Consider the following 16,550-nt stretch of genomic DNA (forward strand, 5'->3'; position numbering starts at 1 on the left):
ATATGTTAAATATCGTTATCTATTAAAGAAATAATATTGACGCATTTTGATTCGTTTATAGTAGAGCAAATAATTATTCAATGAAATCAGATTTAAGAATTAGAAAATGGTGTAGCGTTGTGTTCGCTACTTTGGGATTTTTTTTATTGAATTCTTTCACATTAAACAATGGGCAAGCAGTGCCTCCAGACTACCAAATAAAAACGATTGTAATTGATGCGGGCCATGGTGGTAAAGATACCGGAGCACAAGGGCGGCGATCGTTGGAGAAAAATGTAGCCCTTGAAGTTGCGTTAAAATTGGGAAAGCAGATTCAGAAAGATATTCCGGGTATCAAGATTATCTACACGAGAACGACGGATGAATTTGTTGAGCTTTACAAACGTATTCGCTTGGCGAATGCCAATAAAGCAGATTTATTTATTTCAATACACTGTAATTCCAGTGGTGCTAGCGCACATGGTACCGAAACATTGGTCTCTGGCTCGCATCGTTTGGGACAGCAAGATGCTGCAGTTCGTGAAAATGCGTCCTTGTTACTGGAATCAAACTATAAAGAAAATTATCAAGGATTTGATCCAAAAGACCCTGAAAGTGCTATCATCTTCTCCTTGATGAAAAACCGATTCCGTGAAAAAAGTATTCGTCTGGCGCAGATGATTGAAGGTGAGTATGTGAAGGCAGGGCGATATAGTAGAGGATTCTGGGAGAAAGGCTTAGCTGTATTGGCTGAAGCAGGTATGCCCGCTGTGCTTACAGAAATTGGCTTTATTAGTAATAGAGAAGAAGAGAGCTACCTATTGTCTGATGAAGGTCAACAGGAAATTGTCAATAATTTAGTTTCGGCTCTGAAAATTTATAAAAATTCTGTAGAACGCTAAACAGATTTGCTTTTATGCTGTTTTAAACTTAAATTAATGATCATTACTAAATAGATTATTTGTGAAAATTTCAAACGAGACAAAAGTCGGCATATTAGCAACAGTTGCGATAGTTTTATTATTTATTGGCTATAGCTTTCTAAAAGGAAATGATGTTTTTAGCAGCGACAACACATATTACACAACTTATGAAGCTGTCGATGGCCTAACTCCATCAAAACCTGTTTTAGTAAATGGTTATCAAATCGGTCGTGTATCAAAAATGATTCTCCTACCTGATGGCAAAATTAAGACAGAGTTCAAAATACATTCCCATTATGATGTTCCAAAGAATACAATTGCGCGGATTTCAAGCACAGATTTGTTGGGCAGTAAGGCCATTGTTTTCGAAATGGGCAACAGTAAGGAATTGGCAAAGGATGGGGACTTTTTAGCATCGGGTGTCCAACCGAATATTATGGATAAGGTTGAACCTATTCAAAAACGGATCGAAACAATTACCATTAAACTGGATTCAACGTTATCGGTTGTCAATAATGTCTTAGACAAACAGTTTCAGGATGACTTTAAAAGAAGTATTCATAGTATTTCCACTTCTTTGAAAAATGTAGAAGGCATCACCAAAGATGTCGAAGGTCTAGTGGGGGATGAAAAGGGGAGGCTCAATCGAATCATGGCCAATCTCGAATCAATTACATCCAATTTTTCACAAAATGGCGAGAAAATCAATGCGATCATGTCTAATCTGAATAATATTACCGATAAGGCCGCCCGATTGGATTTTGAACATACCATGAACAAAGTAAATGCCGCAGTCAATGATTTTCAGGAGATCACGGGAAAAATCAATAGTGGTAAAGGATCTATTGGTTTATTGTTAAATGACGAAGCGTTATACAATAATCTCAATAATGCTTCAAAGGAAATGGATAATTTGATGAAGGATGTGAAAGAGAAACCTGGGAAATATATCAAACTTTCCATCTTTGGAAAAAAAGGCGAGAAATAGATTTCAGCAATCAGATCAAATAGGATACATAAAAAGCCTGCATATTGCAGGCTTTTTGTTTTTATATGTCCACTCCCTGAGTAACGCTTTTTGGAATTTAAACAGGTGAAGGTCGACTTTGTCAGTTGCGAAAATACATGATTTTACAAGCGGATTTTGCACGCCTCGTTATAAAGTTTCCTTAAGCCAGGTAAAGAATTCTCTTTGCCAAACTTGTGCGTTTTGTCCTGACAGTACCCAGTGATTTTCATCCGGTAGGTAGACCAGGCGGCTCTTAATTTTTTTGAGTTGAGCCAATTGGAATGCCGCTAACCCTTGTCCGATTGGAACACGATAATCTTTTCCGCCTTGAAAGATTAAAATTGGCGTGTGCCAATTATTTGCTTTTTCAATGGGGTTGAATGCGGTATAGGATTTCTCATTTTTGCTATCCCAGTACGCTCCACCCAGTTCGTGGTTGGCGAAAAAGAGTTCTTCTGTGGTGCCGTACCAGCTTCTCATGTCGAATAAACCATTGTGCGCAATAAACGTTTTGAAACGGTTTTGATGCACGCCAGCTAGCTGATAAACCGAGTACCCACCATAACTAGCTCCAATCGCCGCGCGACGAGTTGTATCTACATAGGATTCTTTGGAGATATCGTCTATCGCTGCCAAGTAATCCCGGATTGGCTGACCGCCCCAGTCCTGAGAAATGGCTTCATTCCATTTAACGCCCCAGCCAGGCATACCCCTGCGGTTTGGAGCGATGACAATATAGCCTTGTGATGCGATCAATTGTAAATTCCAACGGAAGGAGTAAAATTGCGTCAGAGCAGATTGAGGGCCGCCTTCACAGTAAAGTATGGTTGGATATTTTTTTGCAGGGTCAAAGCTTGGCGGATAGATTACCCATGAAAACAGATTGGCTCCATCGGATGCCTTTGTGATACGTTTCTCAATTTTGTTTTCGCTGATGCTTGCATATTTTGCATCGTTGACTTTAGTGACCGGAATTAAAGATTTGGTTTTTAGATCAAAGCTGAAGATTTCTGTTGCACGGGTAAACTTTGTCGAGCTAACGATTAATTTGTCAGCTACTTGGCCTACAATACCAGTGATGTCAAAGTCACCTTCTGAAATTTGATGTATTTTTGGTAAACTTTTAGCTTTGATATTGGTCGGTACTTCAAGTTCAAATAATTGAACTGTGCCTTTCGTTGCAGCTGTAAAATAGATTTTCCGGTTGTCGCTGCTCCAGATAAAACTATTGACGGTACCATCCCAATGTGCTGTTAGGTTAAGTCGAATCGAGCTATTCTTATCAAATAGCATGATGTCATTTTTGTCCGATTCATAACCATCGGTCTTCATGCTGAGCCAAGTTAGGCTTTTCCCATCGGGAGAATAGGTTGGGGCTGTATCATACCCATTCATTCCTTCTGTCAGGTTAGACGTCGTTCCGCTAGCGAGATCATAGCGATAAATATCGGTATTGGTACTGACAGCATAATCTGTTCCGAATTTCTTTTTACAGACATAGAGCACTGCCTTGCTATCGGGAGACCAGGCAAAATCTTCTGCGCCACCAAATGGTGCCTGAGGGCTGTAGAAAGCTTGATCCTTTAATAGGTCTACCGGCTCGCCAACTTTACCATCAATATAACTCGCCACAAAAGGATGACTGAATTTGCCATCATTGAAGGTATCCCAATGTCTGTAGTCTAAGTTGTCATAGATATAAGCGTCCGACTTTGGTAGTTCGGGATATTTATCCGTGCTGTGGTATTTTTTTACGAGCACGGACTGGCTGAAGAGTATTTGCTTGCCGTCGGGCGAAAATTTGACATTTTCTAAGGCAATATCACCATTCGTCAATTGAACTGCTTCACCCTTAGATAGGTTCTTCTTCCATAACTGCCCCTTTAACAAATAAATGACGTCGCCATTTGGTTCGATCTGAACGACTGTTTCACCACCTTTTTGGTCTGTGAACTGACTGCCAGTCCCGTTTGTGAGTGAAACTGTATAGAGATTTTTTTCACTTGAATTGCTCTCCAGATCATAATTGGAAACACCGTATACCAATGTTTTGCCGTCTGCAGAAAGTCCTTCGGCCGAAACACGGCCAAGGTCCCAAAGTGTAGTTGGGTTGATCGGTTGTGGCGATTCCGACACTAATTTGGAGTTATTTTTTCCGTCTTTGCTTTCTTGCGCATTGCTTAGGGTACACGCCATAATAATCGCTAATGTAAGTATTGTAAGTTTTTTCATCTGTTTAAACATATCTATGCCGCTGAAAAATTTCTTCGCAAGTTACAGAATTTGGTCATAAATGCTAAGTCGAGTAAAAAAATAGCCATCTCTTTCATTTAGAAATGGCTTATTAGAATTGTAAATCCTTATTTTTTTAATAGTATCTGAATTAATACCCAATAAAGTCGAAGATGTTGTTTATTGATCCACATGGCTATTATCAAATTGATACCAGTTTATTTTTGTTGAAACGCGCATCAAAATCGCCAAAATGATAAAGATGCCAATTGTTCCGGCGATAAGGGAATAATCCCGAAGTTGCATGAGGATATAGATAAAAAGATAAAATAAAGCCAGAATAGAACTCAGCAATAGCGCCGATTTCTGGTCTTTGGTAATTGATTTAATGAAACTGCCAATCAGCATAACTGTAGCGACGGAAGCCGTTAAGTAAGCTAGATTAAATCCAATATGCTCGGATAGCGCGAGCAGCAATGTATAGAAAAGAACCATCGCTGCTCCAATCAGAATATATTGGATGATATGGATCCGTTTTTTCTTGATCACCTCGGTGAATAGGAGCGAAGTAAAGGTCAAGATGATAACTAAAATACCATATTTGGCGACCCGTGTTGTTTTTTGATAGTTGTTGATATCTGGTAGGAAGTTAATTGTAATCATGTCTGCGTTATCCAATAGGTTATTTGCAGAGGCAATTGTAGTGCTGACGGTTTGTGCTGCTTTTTGCTCATTGCCCTCATTTCCATTTTCGAGGTTGTTATCGAACTGAAAGATCGGACGGGCATCGCCTGTCCATTGTTGTGGCAGCTTCCGACTGAAAGAAGGGATTTCCCAGGAAGCCGAAAAATTGGATGTTTCGGTATTACGTTTCCCCGGTAAGAATGCACCTGTGAAACTTGGATTAGCCCAGTTACCCTTAGCCTGGATATTTGTCTGATCACCCAACGGAAGAAAATTCAATGATTTGGATCCTTTTAGACTTAGTTTTATCTTGAAACGATTGTCCGTTTTCTGCGGATCCAAAGGTACAGGACAGACTAAATTTTGCGTAAATAATTTGAGAGTATTGAAGTCTGGGTCGAAAGTTAACTCGTTTCCATCCCAATTTAAGGATGGACGCTTGCCTAAACCTTTAAAGTCCTGGATACCGAAAATAAGCTTGCTGCCTTTCCAGTCAATTTGCTCATGCGGAATATCGAGTTTTTCTAGGGATATTTTGTCAAAAGAACCATCTAATGTGATGCTGCTGTTGTAAACTACAGCATTATAAATACCTCTAGAGAGATGCTGTGGCGTTATATCGGTTGTGATATTGGATGTTTTGGGTAAGATAAATATCCATTTTAGCTCTTCTCTAAGGTTAGATTTTTCGGCTTTTTCGGTAGAAAGTGAGATAGTCTCGCGATAAGGGATAGCTAACACGGGACTGGAAATAACCTGCTCCTTTCCCCAGTTTAATGCAATACCGCCAGAAACTTCCTGTTCCCTATTTTTCCGTTCTTCGATTAGATCGCTTATTAATGAAAGTGGAATGAGCAATATCAAGGAAAGAAAGAAAATGACAAATAACTTTAGGACAGTGGAATTACTGATTTTCTCAAAAAATGAGGATTGCTCTATCGGTGATGAATTGTTGTAGTCCATGGTTTTAGTTGTTTAAATTTATTTGAATGTTTTTACTGTATAAGGCAATTTGAAGCTCCGTTAATTGCCAATGAAGGATTTCTTTAAATTCTAAATGATGAAAGTTTTGGAGCGATCGACCTTTCTGAAAATGTCTTTTATAATAGCCGAAATGCTCGGGAAATAAGATTCCGCCAATAAAAATCATTGCCATGAGATAGAGGCTGATCTTTCCATTACCAAGTAAGAGGAATTGCATGGCGATTTCATCTTGTATCTCTGTTCCGGTTTCAGTCAGGATATGAAATACATCGTGATTTTCCAGTTTGGGCATGACATCAAAACCCTTACTTTCATAAAAGAGCCCCAGATTATGGCCGATGCTACCAACGGGGTAGGTCATAAAATCTGCCTTAGATATTCCCCAAGCTTTTTTGTTCCATTTAAAGATGTCTGCATATACTTTAGAAGACCAATTGTAGAGGTGCAGCATCAGTTTTAATCGAATTCCTTTCATTTAATCATGTTTTAAAAGTACTTTGATTTTCAAAGTAAATGAATAAAAAAATTATTTGTATTGTTGTTTTATTAAATTTTCAAGTGCAATAAGGTGATTCTCAAAGGCTTTAAGTCCTTTTGTCGTTCTTTTGTATCGGGTGTTCGGCTTCCGGTCTACAAAGCTTTTTTCGACACTAATGTATTCCTCTTTTTCCAACGTTTTTAGGTTGGAAGCAAGGTTACCGTCGGTTACATCCAACAATTCTTTCAATGAATTAAAATCATATTCTTCATTGGCAGCGAGAACACTCATAATTTGGAGGCGAACTCTGTTTTCAAATATTTTGTCATATAGGGAAAGATCTAATTTCACGATTCGTACTTTTTGTAAACGATAAAACCATAGATGATGTGTAACACACCAAATCCCAATCCCCACAATAGTAATCCGTTTTCTGGAAAACATATGCCAATCAAACCCAGGCAGATTTCCAGTATACCCAGGCCTTTTGCTTCGGCAAAGGTATAGATGCTCCCTGCAGTCAGTGCTAGTCCATAAAAGATCAGCAGCATAGCAGCAATCAGCTGGTAGTAGCCTTGGACAAAAAACAATAAGGATATCATGCCACCCGTTAGTAAGGGGATTGAAACTGCAAATAAAAGAGATTTGCTTGTAATGTTCCAAATCGACTGCTTATTTCTTCTCGCCTTTTTACGTGCCATTAGCCAGCCGGTCACCAGGGATGATAAGAGGACGATGAGCGCAATCATTAAAGACAGTAGGGGCTTATTCAGATTTTCGCCCAAGAGTAGCGCGGTACTTTCGGGTTGATGTAGAATATAGTATTCCAATAGCGTTCCCAGCAAAGCATAACAGCCCATGAGTACACCTGATAATCCGCTTATTGAAACAAATTTGGACGATTTTTCCATTAATGATCTGATCTGTCCAAGTTCTCTAAATAAATCTTTCTGTTCCATAAAAGTACTTTGATATTCAAAGTAAATGAATAATAATGAATTATGCAAGGGGTTGGGAGAATATTGAAAAAAAATAAAAAAAAGAGTAGAAAATACTTGCAGGATATAGGTTTGGTTTCTATCTTTGTGGCATCAAAAGAAATCCTAATGCGGAAGTGGCGTAATTGGTAGCCGCACCAGACTTAGGATCTGGCGCCGCAAGGCGTGGGGGTTCGAGTCCCTTCTTCCGCACTTGATGTCCTCCCGAACTTAAAACCTCGGGAGGATTTTTTTATGAATGCGATATAGCTAAAAAGAGTATGAATATTTCACACGAGAATGTAGATGCAATCAATGCGGTAGTCAACGTCGCATTAGCACCTGAAGATTATAATCCTCAAGTCGACAAAGAGATTAAAGCGCAAGCTAAAAAAGCAAAATTACCAGGGTTCCGTCCAGGTCAAGTTCCAGTGGGACATATCAGACGTACTTATGGTAAATCTATTTTATTTGATGAGATCAATAAATTAGTGAATGAGAAAATCACCAATTATATTGCTGAGAATAAATTAGAAGTTTTAGGTCAACCACTTCCTTTGGAAGATGATGCACAATACAGCTGGGATTATAAAGACAATTTCAACTTCAAATATGAAATTGGTCTTGCTCCTGCTTTTGAACTACCTTTTACTGCTGAGACTGAATTTACTTCGTACGAAATCAAAGCTGATGAAGAGACATTGGCAGATCGTATCAAGAACTTGCGTCGTAGCTATGGAAAAATGACTAATCCAGAAGTATCTGAAGAAGGTGATGTATTGTATGCAACATTGAAACAAGATAAAGAGGAAGGTCTAGAAAAAACAACTTCTATTCGTACAGATATCGTAGAAGATGCTAAGATCAAAAAATCATTGGTTGGTCTTAAAAAGGACGATGTTGTTAAGATTGATGTTAAAAAAGCATTCAAAACTGAAGATTTAGCACGTATCTTAGGTATCACTGAAGAGGAAGCAACTGCTTTAGACGTTACTAAATTTGAATTGACTGTTAAGAATATCAACCGTTTAGAGGAAGCTGATCTTAACCAAGAATTTTTCGATAAATTATTCGCAGAAGGTGAAGTAACGGAAGAAGCTCAATTCACAGAAAAAGTGAAAGAAGAAGTTGAGAACTTATTCAAACAAAATTCAGATCAAAGATTACGTAATGATATGTATACTTTTGGTATGGAGAAAGTTGATGTTTCTTTCCCTGAAGAATTCTTGAAAAGATGGTTGAAAGCAACTAACCCAAGCATTTCTGAAGAAGAATTGAACGAAGGTTTTGCTGACTTCTTGAACAACTTGAAATGGACAATCATCGAAAACCGCGTTGTTACTGAAAATGGTCTTGAAGTTAAATATGATGAAGTTATCAATTTAGCAAAAGAACGTATCTACGCGCAAATCAAGATGTATAACATCAACGAAGAGCCTTCTGATGAGCAGTTGAACCAATTTGCAATTCAATTGTTGCAAGATAGAGAGCAAGGTAATCGTTTGTTCGAAGAAGCTAAAGCTTTAAAAGTATTTGATCACTTGAAAGGTTTAGTGAAATTGAATGCTACGGACATTGAATACAAAGAATTCGAGAAATTAGCATAAGCGAATTTTTTAAATAAAAAAAGAGTCCTTCCATTTATTTGGAGGGACTTTTTTTATTGCAGTCCGGTAGCGGATTATACACTATTCGTTTATAGTTGTTCAGCTCATCCACAGATCGCCTGTATAGGAAGTTATATGACGCTGGAAAAGGTCTACTGGCAGAATCGAGGTGGAGCTCAGGATAGGGACAATGCGGTTGGGATAAGAGGTGGAAGCGAGCATTGAAAGCGGTCTGCTAGAGTTGGAAGTGATCTGTTGAAATCGTAAAGGGACTATTCGGAAAAGTTAATTGACCTTGCTTTTCTTTGTTTCAACAGGAGCTGTTGTAATCGTCTTCTTACCAAAAGGGAATAGCCTTTTTAGGAATTCTGAGAAGGTGTTAAATTCCTGCCGATAGAGTAACCCGAAAGCACTGATGTATTCGCCGTCGTTGGGGCTAAGAAGAAAGTTACGTGTATTTAGGCGATTGGAAGCCCGGAGGACCAAACGTCCATCTTTTCTCAAATAAAACATAGCCTCGGCATCGGTTGAGACGCGATCTGAAAATACATTTAAATCTGTTAGTGCCTGACTTCTACGGTCGGAGATACCGCCTGTCAAAACAAGTCGGTCGTTGAATAGACGAAGTGAGGCGGATGCGTCATTTAAAGATTTGATATTAATATCAAAGAAATTGATGTTGAGCGATTGGGCTATGATGTTGTTGATTTGGTTGAATGCTATTTCAGTTCCTGCAGATAGCAAGGTGTTATTGACTTCTTTACCAAAGTCTGTCTGTGTGCCAGGTGTAAAACTTCGTCTCACGATCAGACTAAGCGCCTGTTGATTGACATTGTTGGCATCTGAAAAGTATCCCTGCAGTTCATCCTTAACTCCAGGGTTTTGTGGAAAGTTGATGTCAAACGTGATTTCCGGCTGACTTAACTGCCCTTTTAGGATCATGTCGGCCTGTGCCAATACACGCTCGGGGTTTTCTTCCCGGCCTGCTGCATTATACAACGGCGCTAAGCTTGTTCTTTGTTGGTAGATGGCATTGATATTAATATTCGCTTCTGTTGGGTTTCCCGCCCATCGTACTGTTCCGCCTTCTTTGAGATCAAAAATCTTGTTGATATAATCTTGAGCGGTGAAATTGAATTTTCCGCTGTTTATGATAAAATCCCCAAACATTTCAAAATCTCCCAAAGAAGATATCCGCATATTGAGATTGCTATTTCCCCTTCCCGATAATTCGCCCATACTGGAGAATAGATTTATTTCTGCATTCGGGTTGATCAAAAGGTCCATATTCATCGTCAGACCGTTGAAATCTCGTTTCTTAACGTTTTTCTTCGTTTTGGTCGAGTCTTTCTCAATAAAGTAGATAAAGTCCGTATCTGATATTGTACTGGCACTATTAAAGGGAATATTAATAACGGTGTTTTCTTCGGATTTAGCCCGTATATTGATATTCATGGCAGACGTTAGTCCTTTAAACTGAAAAGTGCCCGAAGCGTAAGCAGTGCCATAATATACATTATTGTCCTTTATTGTGGTATTTAATACCAGGAAATTCTTCGTCTCTGCAGTAACATCGATATCGGGATCACTCAGTTTGTTGAGATCTACAACGCCATCAATGGTTGCTATATTGTTTTTGGGATCGTATACTTTTAGCCCTGTGAGAAAAATTCGGTTATTGGTAACCGCAATTTCGTCAGAAAGTCGGTAGGGTGTTTTGAGGTAATTGATAACCATCGAAGCATTATCCAATTTTCCGGAACCTGTAATTTTGGGGTTCAGGATATCGCCTTCGATATCGAGGTCTGCATTGACCTTGCCCTGAATATTGGATACCAGGCTTCGTAAAAAGGGCTGGAAAACAAACACATCTGTGTTTACGAGTTTAGCTTTGAGATTAAGCTTATTGTTTTCGCTTAGATGGTTATAGGAACCTTGTAACTGAATCAATTTGTTGCCTTCTTCTATTTTACTATCTAGTTTAACCAATTGATTTTCGGGATCGTAATTTGCATTCAGTACTAATGAGCCGATTGGAATATTGTTATAGAGGATAGGTGAAGTTTTTATATTGGCTACAACAAATGGAGCTTTGAATACAGAATTAACTTCAATATTTCCGTTTAAGTTGCCGGACAGATTGATGCCATGTGGCTTGGTAATACCATTTAAGGACGTCAGATTAAAGTCCTGAAATTTGAGATTGATCTGATCACTGACTTCGTTGGACAGGATGCCATCGATATGAACTTTTTGTTCGTCGTGACTCAGCGTCAGTTTTTCAAAGTACCATTTTCCTTTCGATATTTTCAATTGCGCATCATTATTGACAAGCCACCGCTCTCTATTAATTAAGATATTCGATGGGTAGAAATTGATATAAGCAGGTTTGGCATGGGCAAAGCGTATAACGCCATTAAGATCCAGACTATTGCTTGCTTCAAGTTCCGACATTTTGATGTTAAATTGTAAACTGTCGTTTGCCAAGGTATTTGAAATATTGACGTTTTTAATATAGGTACTGTCGGTGAAATTGATGCGATCGATGGAGGTCTGCAATTCCATATTTTTCAAATTGGCATTTTGATCCACAATCAGATGAGTTAGTCGAATACCATTGTATTTGAATTCGGGTGCGTAAAAATTAAAACTGGCCGTTTGTTTTTCACTTTCAAATTTTGCATTGAGTGTAGCGCCGCTGTCTAAAGCAATGTCCTTTCGGAAGAATGTTGCGATCGGTTTAAAAGAAGTTATATTAATATTCAGGTCAAAGTCCTGGCGATTAAAAATGTTGTTTTCAAACCCGATTGCCGGAGCGTAGCGCATAGCTAAAGCTTTAAAATAAGGAACGATGGTATTGAGGTCTATTCTTCCTTTAAGATCAATGTGTCCGATAGCCGACTGCAAGGTAAGGGAGCGTGCATTTTCATCTCCTTCGGCAAGGAAATTGATATCGCGAATGACGAATTGACCCTTAGAGGAAGTGAAATTGACACTGTCTGATTTAAATTCACCGGTAATATTATTGATGTTGTCCCCAATTAAACTGGTATGGAATTTTGTGTTAATAATATTGATGGAATCTCCCTGAAAGAAGTTAAGTTTTTTTAGATTCGCTTGTTGGATATCAGCATCCAGGTGATAGTTGGGTTTGTTAGACCAATCGATATCTGTGGTAAACTGTAGTTTTACATTTGGATCATATATTTGCCCTGAAGCAAGAACTAACTGTTTAGCTGTATTTCCTTCAATCTGTATACGTTGATAGCTGTAATTCTTGAAATTGAAATTACTGAGATCTCCTTTTATCTTTAAGCTCAGTTTCTTGGGGTCGGTACCTGTTCCGTCAACCTGTAGGTTGAAGCCTGTAGTTCCCAGATCTTTTAGTTTTGTTATCCTACCTACATCGAACTTTTTAGATTGAAAACTGCCTGCATATTTTATTTCCTTCTTGATATCCAATAAGGCGTCCGCCTCAACATTACCGATCGCAGTCGTGAATACTCCTTTGGTCTTAAATTTATTGTAGAACCCATTTAGGCTACCTTTGAATGAAAATTTGTCGAATATCTGGACAATTTCAGGGAGTTTAAAATTTTTTAGATTTCCGAGATCGCTAATAACGGCATTTAAGTCTTTATGCTCAGATGAAATTGCTACACTGGGAACAATAAATTTAGTTTTGTCAATATCTGGTAGACCGATAATCTGCAGCTCACCTGCCAAACTGGTTTTTTTTCCAATTGTTAAATCGACCTGTGATGCGTTGATGGAAGATACCGTTCCTTCTAAATTCGCGCGCTTGATATTCACGTCAAATTTGACTTGGTGCATAGGAGAGGAAAAGAAAGCAATATCCTCGGAGTGAATACGGGAGTCCCGAGCACGAAGTTTTACATGAACTTTATTGATGAAGTCCGAAAAATCGTCAAAGCTGTTGTAGCTAAGCTTGATGTAATTTTTGAATGTAGAACGGTTGGTGGCTAGCATAAGCTCGCTGAGTTCAATGCTTGTCTTGCTTACTGTCGTTTGTCCAAGAAGGCCTTTGATCACTAGACCTTTCTTTTCGCGCAGATTGAATGTCTTTATGTTCGCCGAAATTTGATTGGAATCTATTTTTATTTTATCAAAATGGGCGTTAAGTTTGGAAATACCTAAATCTCCAAAATCGACCACTTTATTGTAATGCTTACGTCTATGGTTAACATAGCTAAATGTATTGTTCTTAATAATCAGTTCCTTTATATCGAAGATGATTTTTTTTGAACTTTTCTTTTTTTCTTTTTTAGGTGGGTTAAAGTAACGGATTAAAAATGAGATATTGGAGCTGTCCTGAAATTGCTCAAAAGTGCCTTCGGTATCTTCAATGGTTAGTTTGTTGATCACAATTTTGTTCAATTCAATGAATTGAGAAAGGTTGACGTTGGCTTCTAACTTTCCTGATTTTAATATTTCTTTTCCCTCTGGACTATAGAGTTGAAAATCTTCTACTACAATAGATTTAAAAGGTTTGAAATAGATGCTTTTGAGGCTTATTTTGGTGTTTAGTTCGTTGGATAAATAGTCGACAGCTTTTTGGGCAACATAATTTTGTACCGGTTTCAACTGTAGTGATAACGCCAATGCAAGCAGTATAATGAATATACTACCAAGGACTATTGACACTATTTTAATTATTTTTTTGATACTTTTGTATTAAAATTTATTACCTCAAGCTATGGCTATTATTTTAGGGATTGAATCCTCTTGTGATGAAACCTCCGCTTCTATCTGTATTAACGGTGAAATTCATTCAAATGTTATTGCAACTCAGGCAATCCACGCAAAATATGGTGGAGTGATTCCCGAGCTCGCTTCACGTGCTCATCAACAAAATATTATTCCAACAGTGGAAGAAGCCATTCGCCAAGCAAAAGTAAGCAAAAATCAAATAGATGCAGTGAGTTTTACGCGTGGGCCTGGATTATTAGGTGCACTTTTAGTAGGAACCTCATTTGCTAAATCTTTTGCACTTGCACAGAATATCCCTTTAATTGATATAAACCATATGCAGGCGCATATCCTGGCTCATTTTATTGAGGATCCGAAACCGAATTTTCCGTTTTTATGTCTTACTGTTTCTGGTGGTCATACGCAAATTGTATTGGTGAAAGATTATTTTGAAATGGAGCTTTTGGGAGAAACATTGGATGATGCGGCAGGAGAGGCTTTTGATAAAACAGCTAAAATCCTGAATCTACCTTATCCCGGTGGACCGCTTATCGATAAATTTGCAAGAGAAGGTAATTCAGCCGCTTATAAGCTGCCCGAACCACAGATTCCAGGTCTTAATTTTAGTTTTTCAGGATTAAAAACTGCGATATTGTATTTGGTTCAAGATCAATTGAAGCAGAACCCAGATTTTCTGACACACCATATGGCCGACTTATGTGCTAGTGTACAATCGCGTATTGTATCAATCCTGCTGAATAAATTAAAGAAAGCAGCAAAGGAAACTGGTGTTAAGGATATTGCCATCGCGGGTGGTGTTTCGGCTAATTCTGGCCTGAGGCAAAGCTTAATTGAAATGGGCGAGAAATACAATTGGAGGGTGTTTATTCCAAAATTTGAATACTGTACAGATAATGCCGCGATGATTGCTATTGCAGGTTATCATAAGTTTTTAAAGAAAGATTTCGTTGGTCAGGACGTTGCTCCTATGGCTAGGATGCATCTGTAGTTTATACCGATATAGGAGTTTCCTCGGGCACTGTCCTTTTGTGCTGAGGAAACTTAAACTTGTTTATTTATAAGGGGGAACTATACCCATAGGCCTGCGCCGTAGAGGTAAATAAGTTTTTCTTTGGCTGGTAAAAGTTCAGTTCGTAACCCTCGGCACCCCAAAAAATGCTGATAAAACTAATTCCTTGCTCAGAACGCAATACGGTTAGTATCTGAAAAGCCTCGTTGTCAAACTGACCGCCATCATCAACACGCCAAGTGCTGATATCATCGTATAAGGCCGGGAAATCCAAATTGATCAGCTGTTCGTCCTTTGCGTAGGAAAATACAGCTAAAGCAGAGTCTTGTTGATTTTCAAACACCGTAAGATTAAACTCGGACTGATCACTGAGGATCGCAACTGTCGTACTTTTATTAATCTTCCTATTGTATTTCTTTTCAAGCTGCTCCTTAATTTCTGGAGAAGTTTCTTTTTGAACTTTTGTAAAGTTCTCAATTTTATACTGGTCTATAAAAGCTTTATTGACAAGCATGCCGAATTCGCCAGACTTGATCGCGTCACTAATTTTAAATAACGAACCTTCACTATTTGCAAAGTTCTGGGCGGTCTGTCTTCCGTTACTCTCTTTGTTGTCCATTTTATTCTGAACAAATTCAAGCGGGCTTACCTGATTTTCCACAATCACATAGTTGTATTTTTCAGGTCCTTCCATCGCTTGATCCATAGGTAAAGCGATAAGTGAATCTTTTTGTTGGTTTAAAAAACCAAAATATGGCGAAATAGTCTTTTCCTTGTTTTCGTGCTTGATTGCAGTTTTGGATTGATTTTGATTGTTCCCGCAAGCATACAATGTAAGTAGAAAAATAGCTGAAAAAAGTGACTTCATAAGTATTTTGAATTTTTTTGTGAAATATAAGGCTTTCGCTCATCATAATGAAAAGATTTAAACTTTAATGTTATGATGAACTCTAAATTGAATATCTACCGCAAAGAATGGCTGGACGTTATTTTTGCTGGTCGCAACAAAATGTACGGAGCTTACGAGTTGCGAAATCTCTCTGATAGAGCAACAAATATGGGTTTGGGAATTGTTGTTTCTTTTGCAGTTTTGCTGATTGCAGGATCCTATGCATATAATAAATATTTTAAGCAAACTGTTCCGGCCGTGATTTATGAAGTACAAGATATTGGACCCGACATGCTGGAAGAAATTCAAAAGAAGGTGGAGGAAAAAGAGCAGGTTCCTGAAGAACCTGTTATGATGCAGGAGAAAGCCCCGCAGCAGGTTGCCCAAGATGTATCCAAATTTGATCTGGTTCGGATGCCCGATATAAAAGTGACCGCAGCGAGCAGAGTTACCGAAGAGCTTGTGAGTCAGGATGAGTTGAAAAACCCCAATACAATGACCTCAAGGATCACATTGAAAGCAAGTCCATCGGGAACATATATTGCGCGCGGTGAATTTGGTTCTTCAAAAAGAGATGGTGATATTACTGGTTCTAAAGATGGTTCATTATCGGGAGGCGGAACTGATGATAATGCTAACAATACATTTACATCAGTAGAAATTATGCCAACACCTGTGGGGGGACTGCCTGCTTTTATGAAGTGGATCGCCGAGAATTACAACTTTCCACAACAGGCCTTAGACCAAGGAGTTTCGGGTGTTATAGAGGTTTCTTTTGTCGTTGAGAAAGATGGATCATTGACAGATATTGCTGTTAAACGTGATATGAAATTTGGTACGGGAGATGCTGCTATAAACTTATTGAAGAAAGCGAAAAAATGGAAACCTGGGGTGCAAAATGGACTTAAAGTGCGTGTAGCGTATACTTTACCGATCCGTTTAAGTGCTGTCTCACAATAAATGCTTCTTAACTTTATTTAACAGATCATCAATTAAACTTTCGATAGCCGAGACGACTCTTACTGATAAATAAGTTGAAAAAGAGTAC

General features: G+C 38.5%; 12 protein-coding genes and 1 tRNA gene. 6 read left to right on the top strand and 7 right to left on the bottom strand.

Features of this window, described 5'->3' with window-relative positions; genetic code table 11:
- The first annotated feature begins 80 nt into the window (after window positions 1-80).
- Both AAW12_RS12410 and AAW12_RS12415 read left to right on the top strand, forming a co-directional pair.
- Window positions 81-881, top strand: a complete 801-nt coding sequence (locus tag AAW12_RS12410; protein ID WP_046673952.1) for an N-acetylmuramoyl-L-alanine amidase — start codon at window positions 81-83, stop codon at window positions 879-881.
- 61 nt (window positions 882-942) lie between these two features.
- Window positions 943-1,890 carry an MlaD family protein gene (locus AAW12_RS12415; RefSeq protein ID WP_046673953.1) on the top strand — a complete coding sequence of 316 codons (948 nt, stop codon included), beginning with the start codon at window positions 943-945 and terminating at the stop codon, window positions 1,888-1,890.
- A 168-nt stretch (window positions 1,891-2,058) separates the two neighbouring features.
- Here AAW12_RS12415 and AAW12_RS12420 read toward each other — a convergent pair whose 3' ends face one another.
- From AAW12_RS12420 to AAW12_RS12440, 5 genes are all read right to left on the bottom strand, one after another.
- Complete coding sequence (locus AAW12_RS12420; protein WP_046674031.1) at window positions 2,059-4,143, bottom strand: S9 family peptidase; 2,085 nt, start codon at window positions 4,141-4,143, stop codon at window positions 2,059-2,061.
- A 180-nt stretch (window positions 4,144-4,323) separates the two neighbouring features.
- A complete protein-coding gene (creD, locus tag AAW12_RS12425; RefSeq protein ID WP_046673954.1) occupies window positions 4,324-5,790 on the bottom strand; it encodes a cell envelope integrity protein CreD in 1,467 nt (488 codons plus the stop codon).
- 4 nt (window positions 5,791-5,794) lie between these two features.
- Entirely contained in the window at window positions 5,795-6,286 is a 492-nt protein-coding gene (locus tag AAW12_RS12430) for a hypothetical protein (RefSeq protein ID WP_046673955.1), read from the bottom strand.
- Window positions 6,287-6,337: 51 nt separating this feature from the next.
- Entirely contained in the window at window positions 6,338-6,640 is a 303-nt protein-coding gene (locus AAW12_RS12435; RefSeq protein ID WP_046673956.1) for a winged helix-turn-helix domain-containing protein, read from the bottom strand.
- The gene (locus tag AAW12_RS12440) at window positions 6,637-7,248 is read right to left on the bottom strand and encodes a hypothetical protein (protein ID WP_046673957.1); all 612 of its coding nucleotides are present in this window, start codon (window positions 7,246-7,248) and stop codon (window positions 6,637-6,639) included. Before AAW12_RS12440 ends, AAW12_RS12435 begins: the two co-directional genes overlap by 4 nt.
- 149 nt (window positions 7,249-7,397) lie before the next feature.
- On the opposite strand from AAW12_RS12440, the gene AAW12_RS12445 reads away from it, so the two are divergent.
- Together AAW12_RS12445 and AAW12_RS12450 are read left to right on the top strand one after the other, a co-directional pair.
- Window positions 7,398-7,479, top strand: a tRNA-Leu gene (locus tag AAW12_RS12445).
- Between the two features lie 68 nt (window positions 7,480-7,547).
- On the top strand, window positions 7,548-8,873 hold the full coding sequence (locus AAW12_RS12450) for a trigger factor (protein ID WP_046673958.1): 1,326 nt from the start codon (window positions 7,548-7,550) through the stop codon (window positions 8,871-8,873).
- 285 nt (window positions 8,874-9,158) lie between these two features.
- On the opposite strand, the gene AAW12_RS12455 is transcribed toward AAW12_RS12450, so the two are convergent.
- The gene (locus AAW12_RS12455; protein ID WP_156167634.1) at window positions 9,159-13,538 is read right to left on the bottom strand and encodes a translocation/assembly module TamB domain-containing protein; all 4,380 of its coding nucleotides are present in this window, start codon (window positions 13,536-13,538) and stop codon (window positions 9,159-9,161) included.
- Window positions 13,539-13,590: 52 nt separating this feature from the next.
- Here AAW12_RS12455 and tsaD point away from each other — a divergent pair, with 52 nt between their 5' ends.
- A complete protein-coding gene (tsaD, locus tag AAW12_RS12460; RefSeq protein WP_046673959.1) occupies window positions 13,591-14,592 on the top strand; it encodes a tRNA (adenosine(37)-N6)-threonylcarbamoyltransferase complex transferase subunit TsaD in 1,002 nt (333 codons plus the stop codon).
- A gap of 67 nt (window positions 14,593-14,659) precedes the next feature.
- Here tsaD and AAW12_RS12465 read toward each other — a convergent pair whose 3' ends face one another.
- On the bottom strand, window positions 14,660-15,481 hold the full coding sequence (locus tag AAW12_RS12465) for a hypothetical protein (protein ID WP_046673960.1): 822 nt from the start codon (window positions 15,479-15,481) through the stop codon (window positions 14,660-14,662).
- A 72-nt stretch (window positions 15,482-15,553) separates the two neighbouring features.
- Between AAW12_RS12465 and AAW12_RS12470 the strand changes: the two genes are divergently transcribed.
- Complete coding sequence (locus tag AAW12_RS12470) at window positions 15,554-16,462, top strand: energy transducer TonB (RefSeq protein WP_046673961.1); 909 nt, start codon at window positions 15,554-15,556, stop codon at window positions 16,460-16,462.
- Window positions 16,463-16,550: the final 88 nt, after the last annotated feature.

The organism is Sphingobacterium sp. Ag1 (assembly GCF_000988325.1).
Taxonomy (GTDB): domain Bacteria; phylum Bacteroidota; class Bacteroidia; order Sphingobacteriales; family Sphingobacteriaceae; genus Sphingobacterium.

Excerpts from the sequence above, each read along its gene's own strand:
- AAW12_RS12410 (WP_046673952.1), top strand. The coding sequence starts at position 81 with ATGAAATCAGATTTAAGAATTAGAAAATGGTGTAGCGTTGTGTTCGCT.
- AAW12_RS12420 (WP_046674031.1), bottom strand. The coding sequence starts at position 4,143 with ATGAAAAAACTTACAATACTTACATTAGCGATTATTATGGCGTGTACC.
- creD (WP_046673954.1), bottom strand. The coding sequence starts at position 5,790 with ATGGACTACAACAATTCATCACCGATAGAGCAATCCTCATTTTTTGAG.
- AAW12_RS12430 (WP_046673955.1), bottom strand. The coding sequence starts at position 6,286 with ATGAAAGGAATTCGATTAAAACTGATGCTGCACCTCTACAATTGGTCT.
- AAW12_RS12440 (WP_046673957.1), bottom strand. The coding sequence starts at position 7,248 with ATGGAACAGAAAGATTTATTTAGAGAACTTGGACAGATCAGATCATTA.
- AAW12_RS12450 (WP_046673958.1), top strand. The coding sequence starts at position 7,548 with ATGAATATTTCACACGAGAATGTAGATGCAATCAATGCGGTAGTCAAC.
- tsaD (WP_046673959.1), top strand. The coding sequence starts at position 13,591 with ATGGCTATTATTTTAGGGATTGAATCCTCTTGTGATGAAACCTCCGCT.
- AAW12_RS12465 (WP_046673960.1), bottom strand. The coding sequence starts at position 15,481 with ATGAAGTCACTTTTTTCAGCTATTTTTCTACTTACATTGTATGCTTGC.
- AAW12_RS12470 (WP_046673961.1), top strand. The coding sequence starts at position 15,554 with ATGATGAACTCTAAATTGAATATCTACCGCAAAGAATGGCTGGACGTT.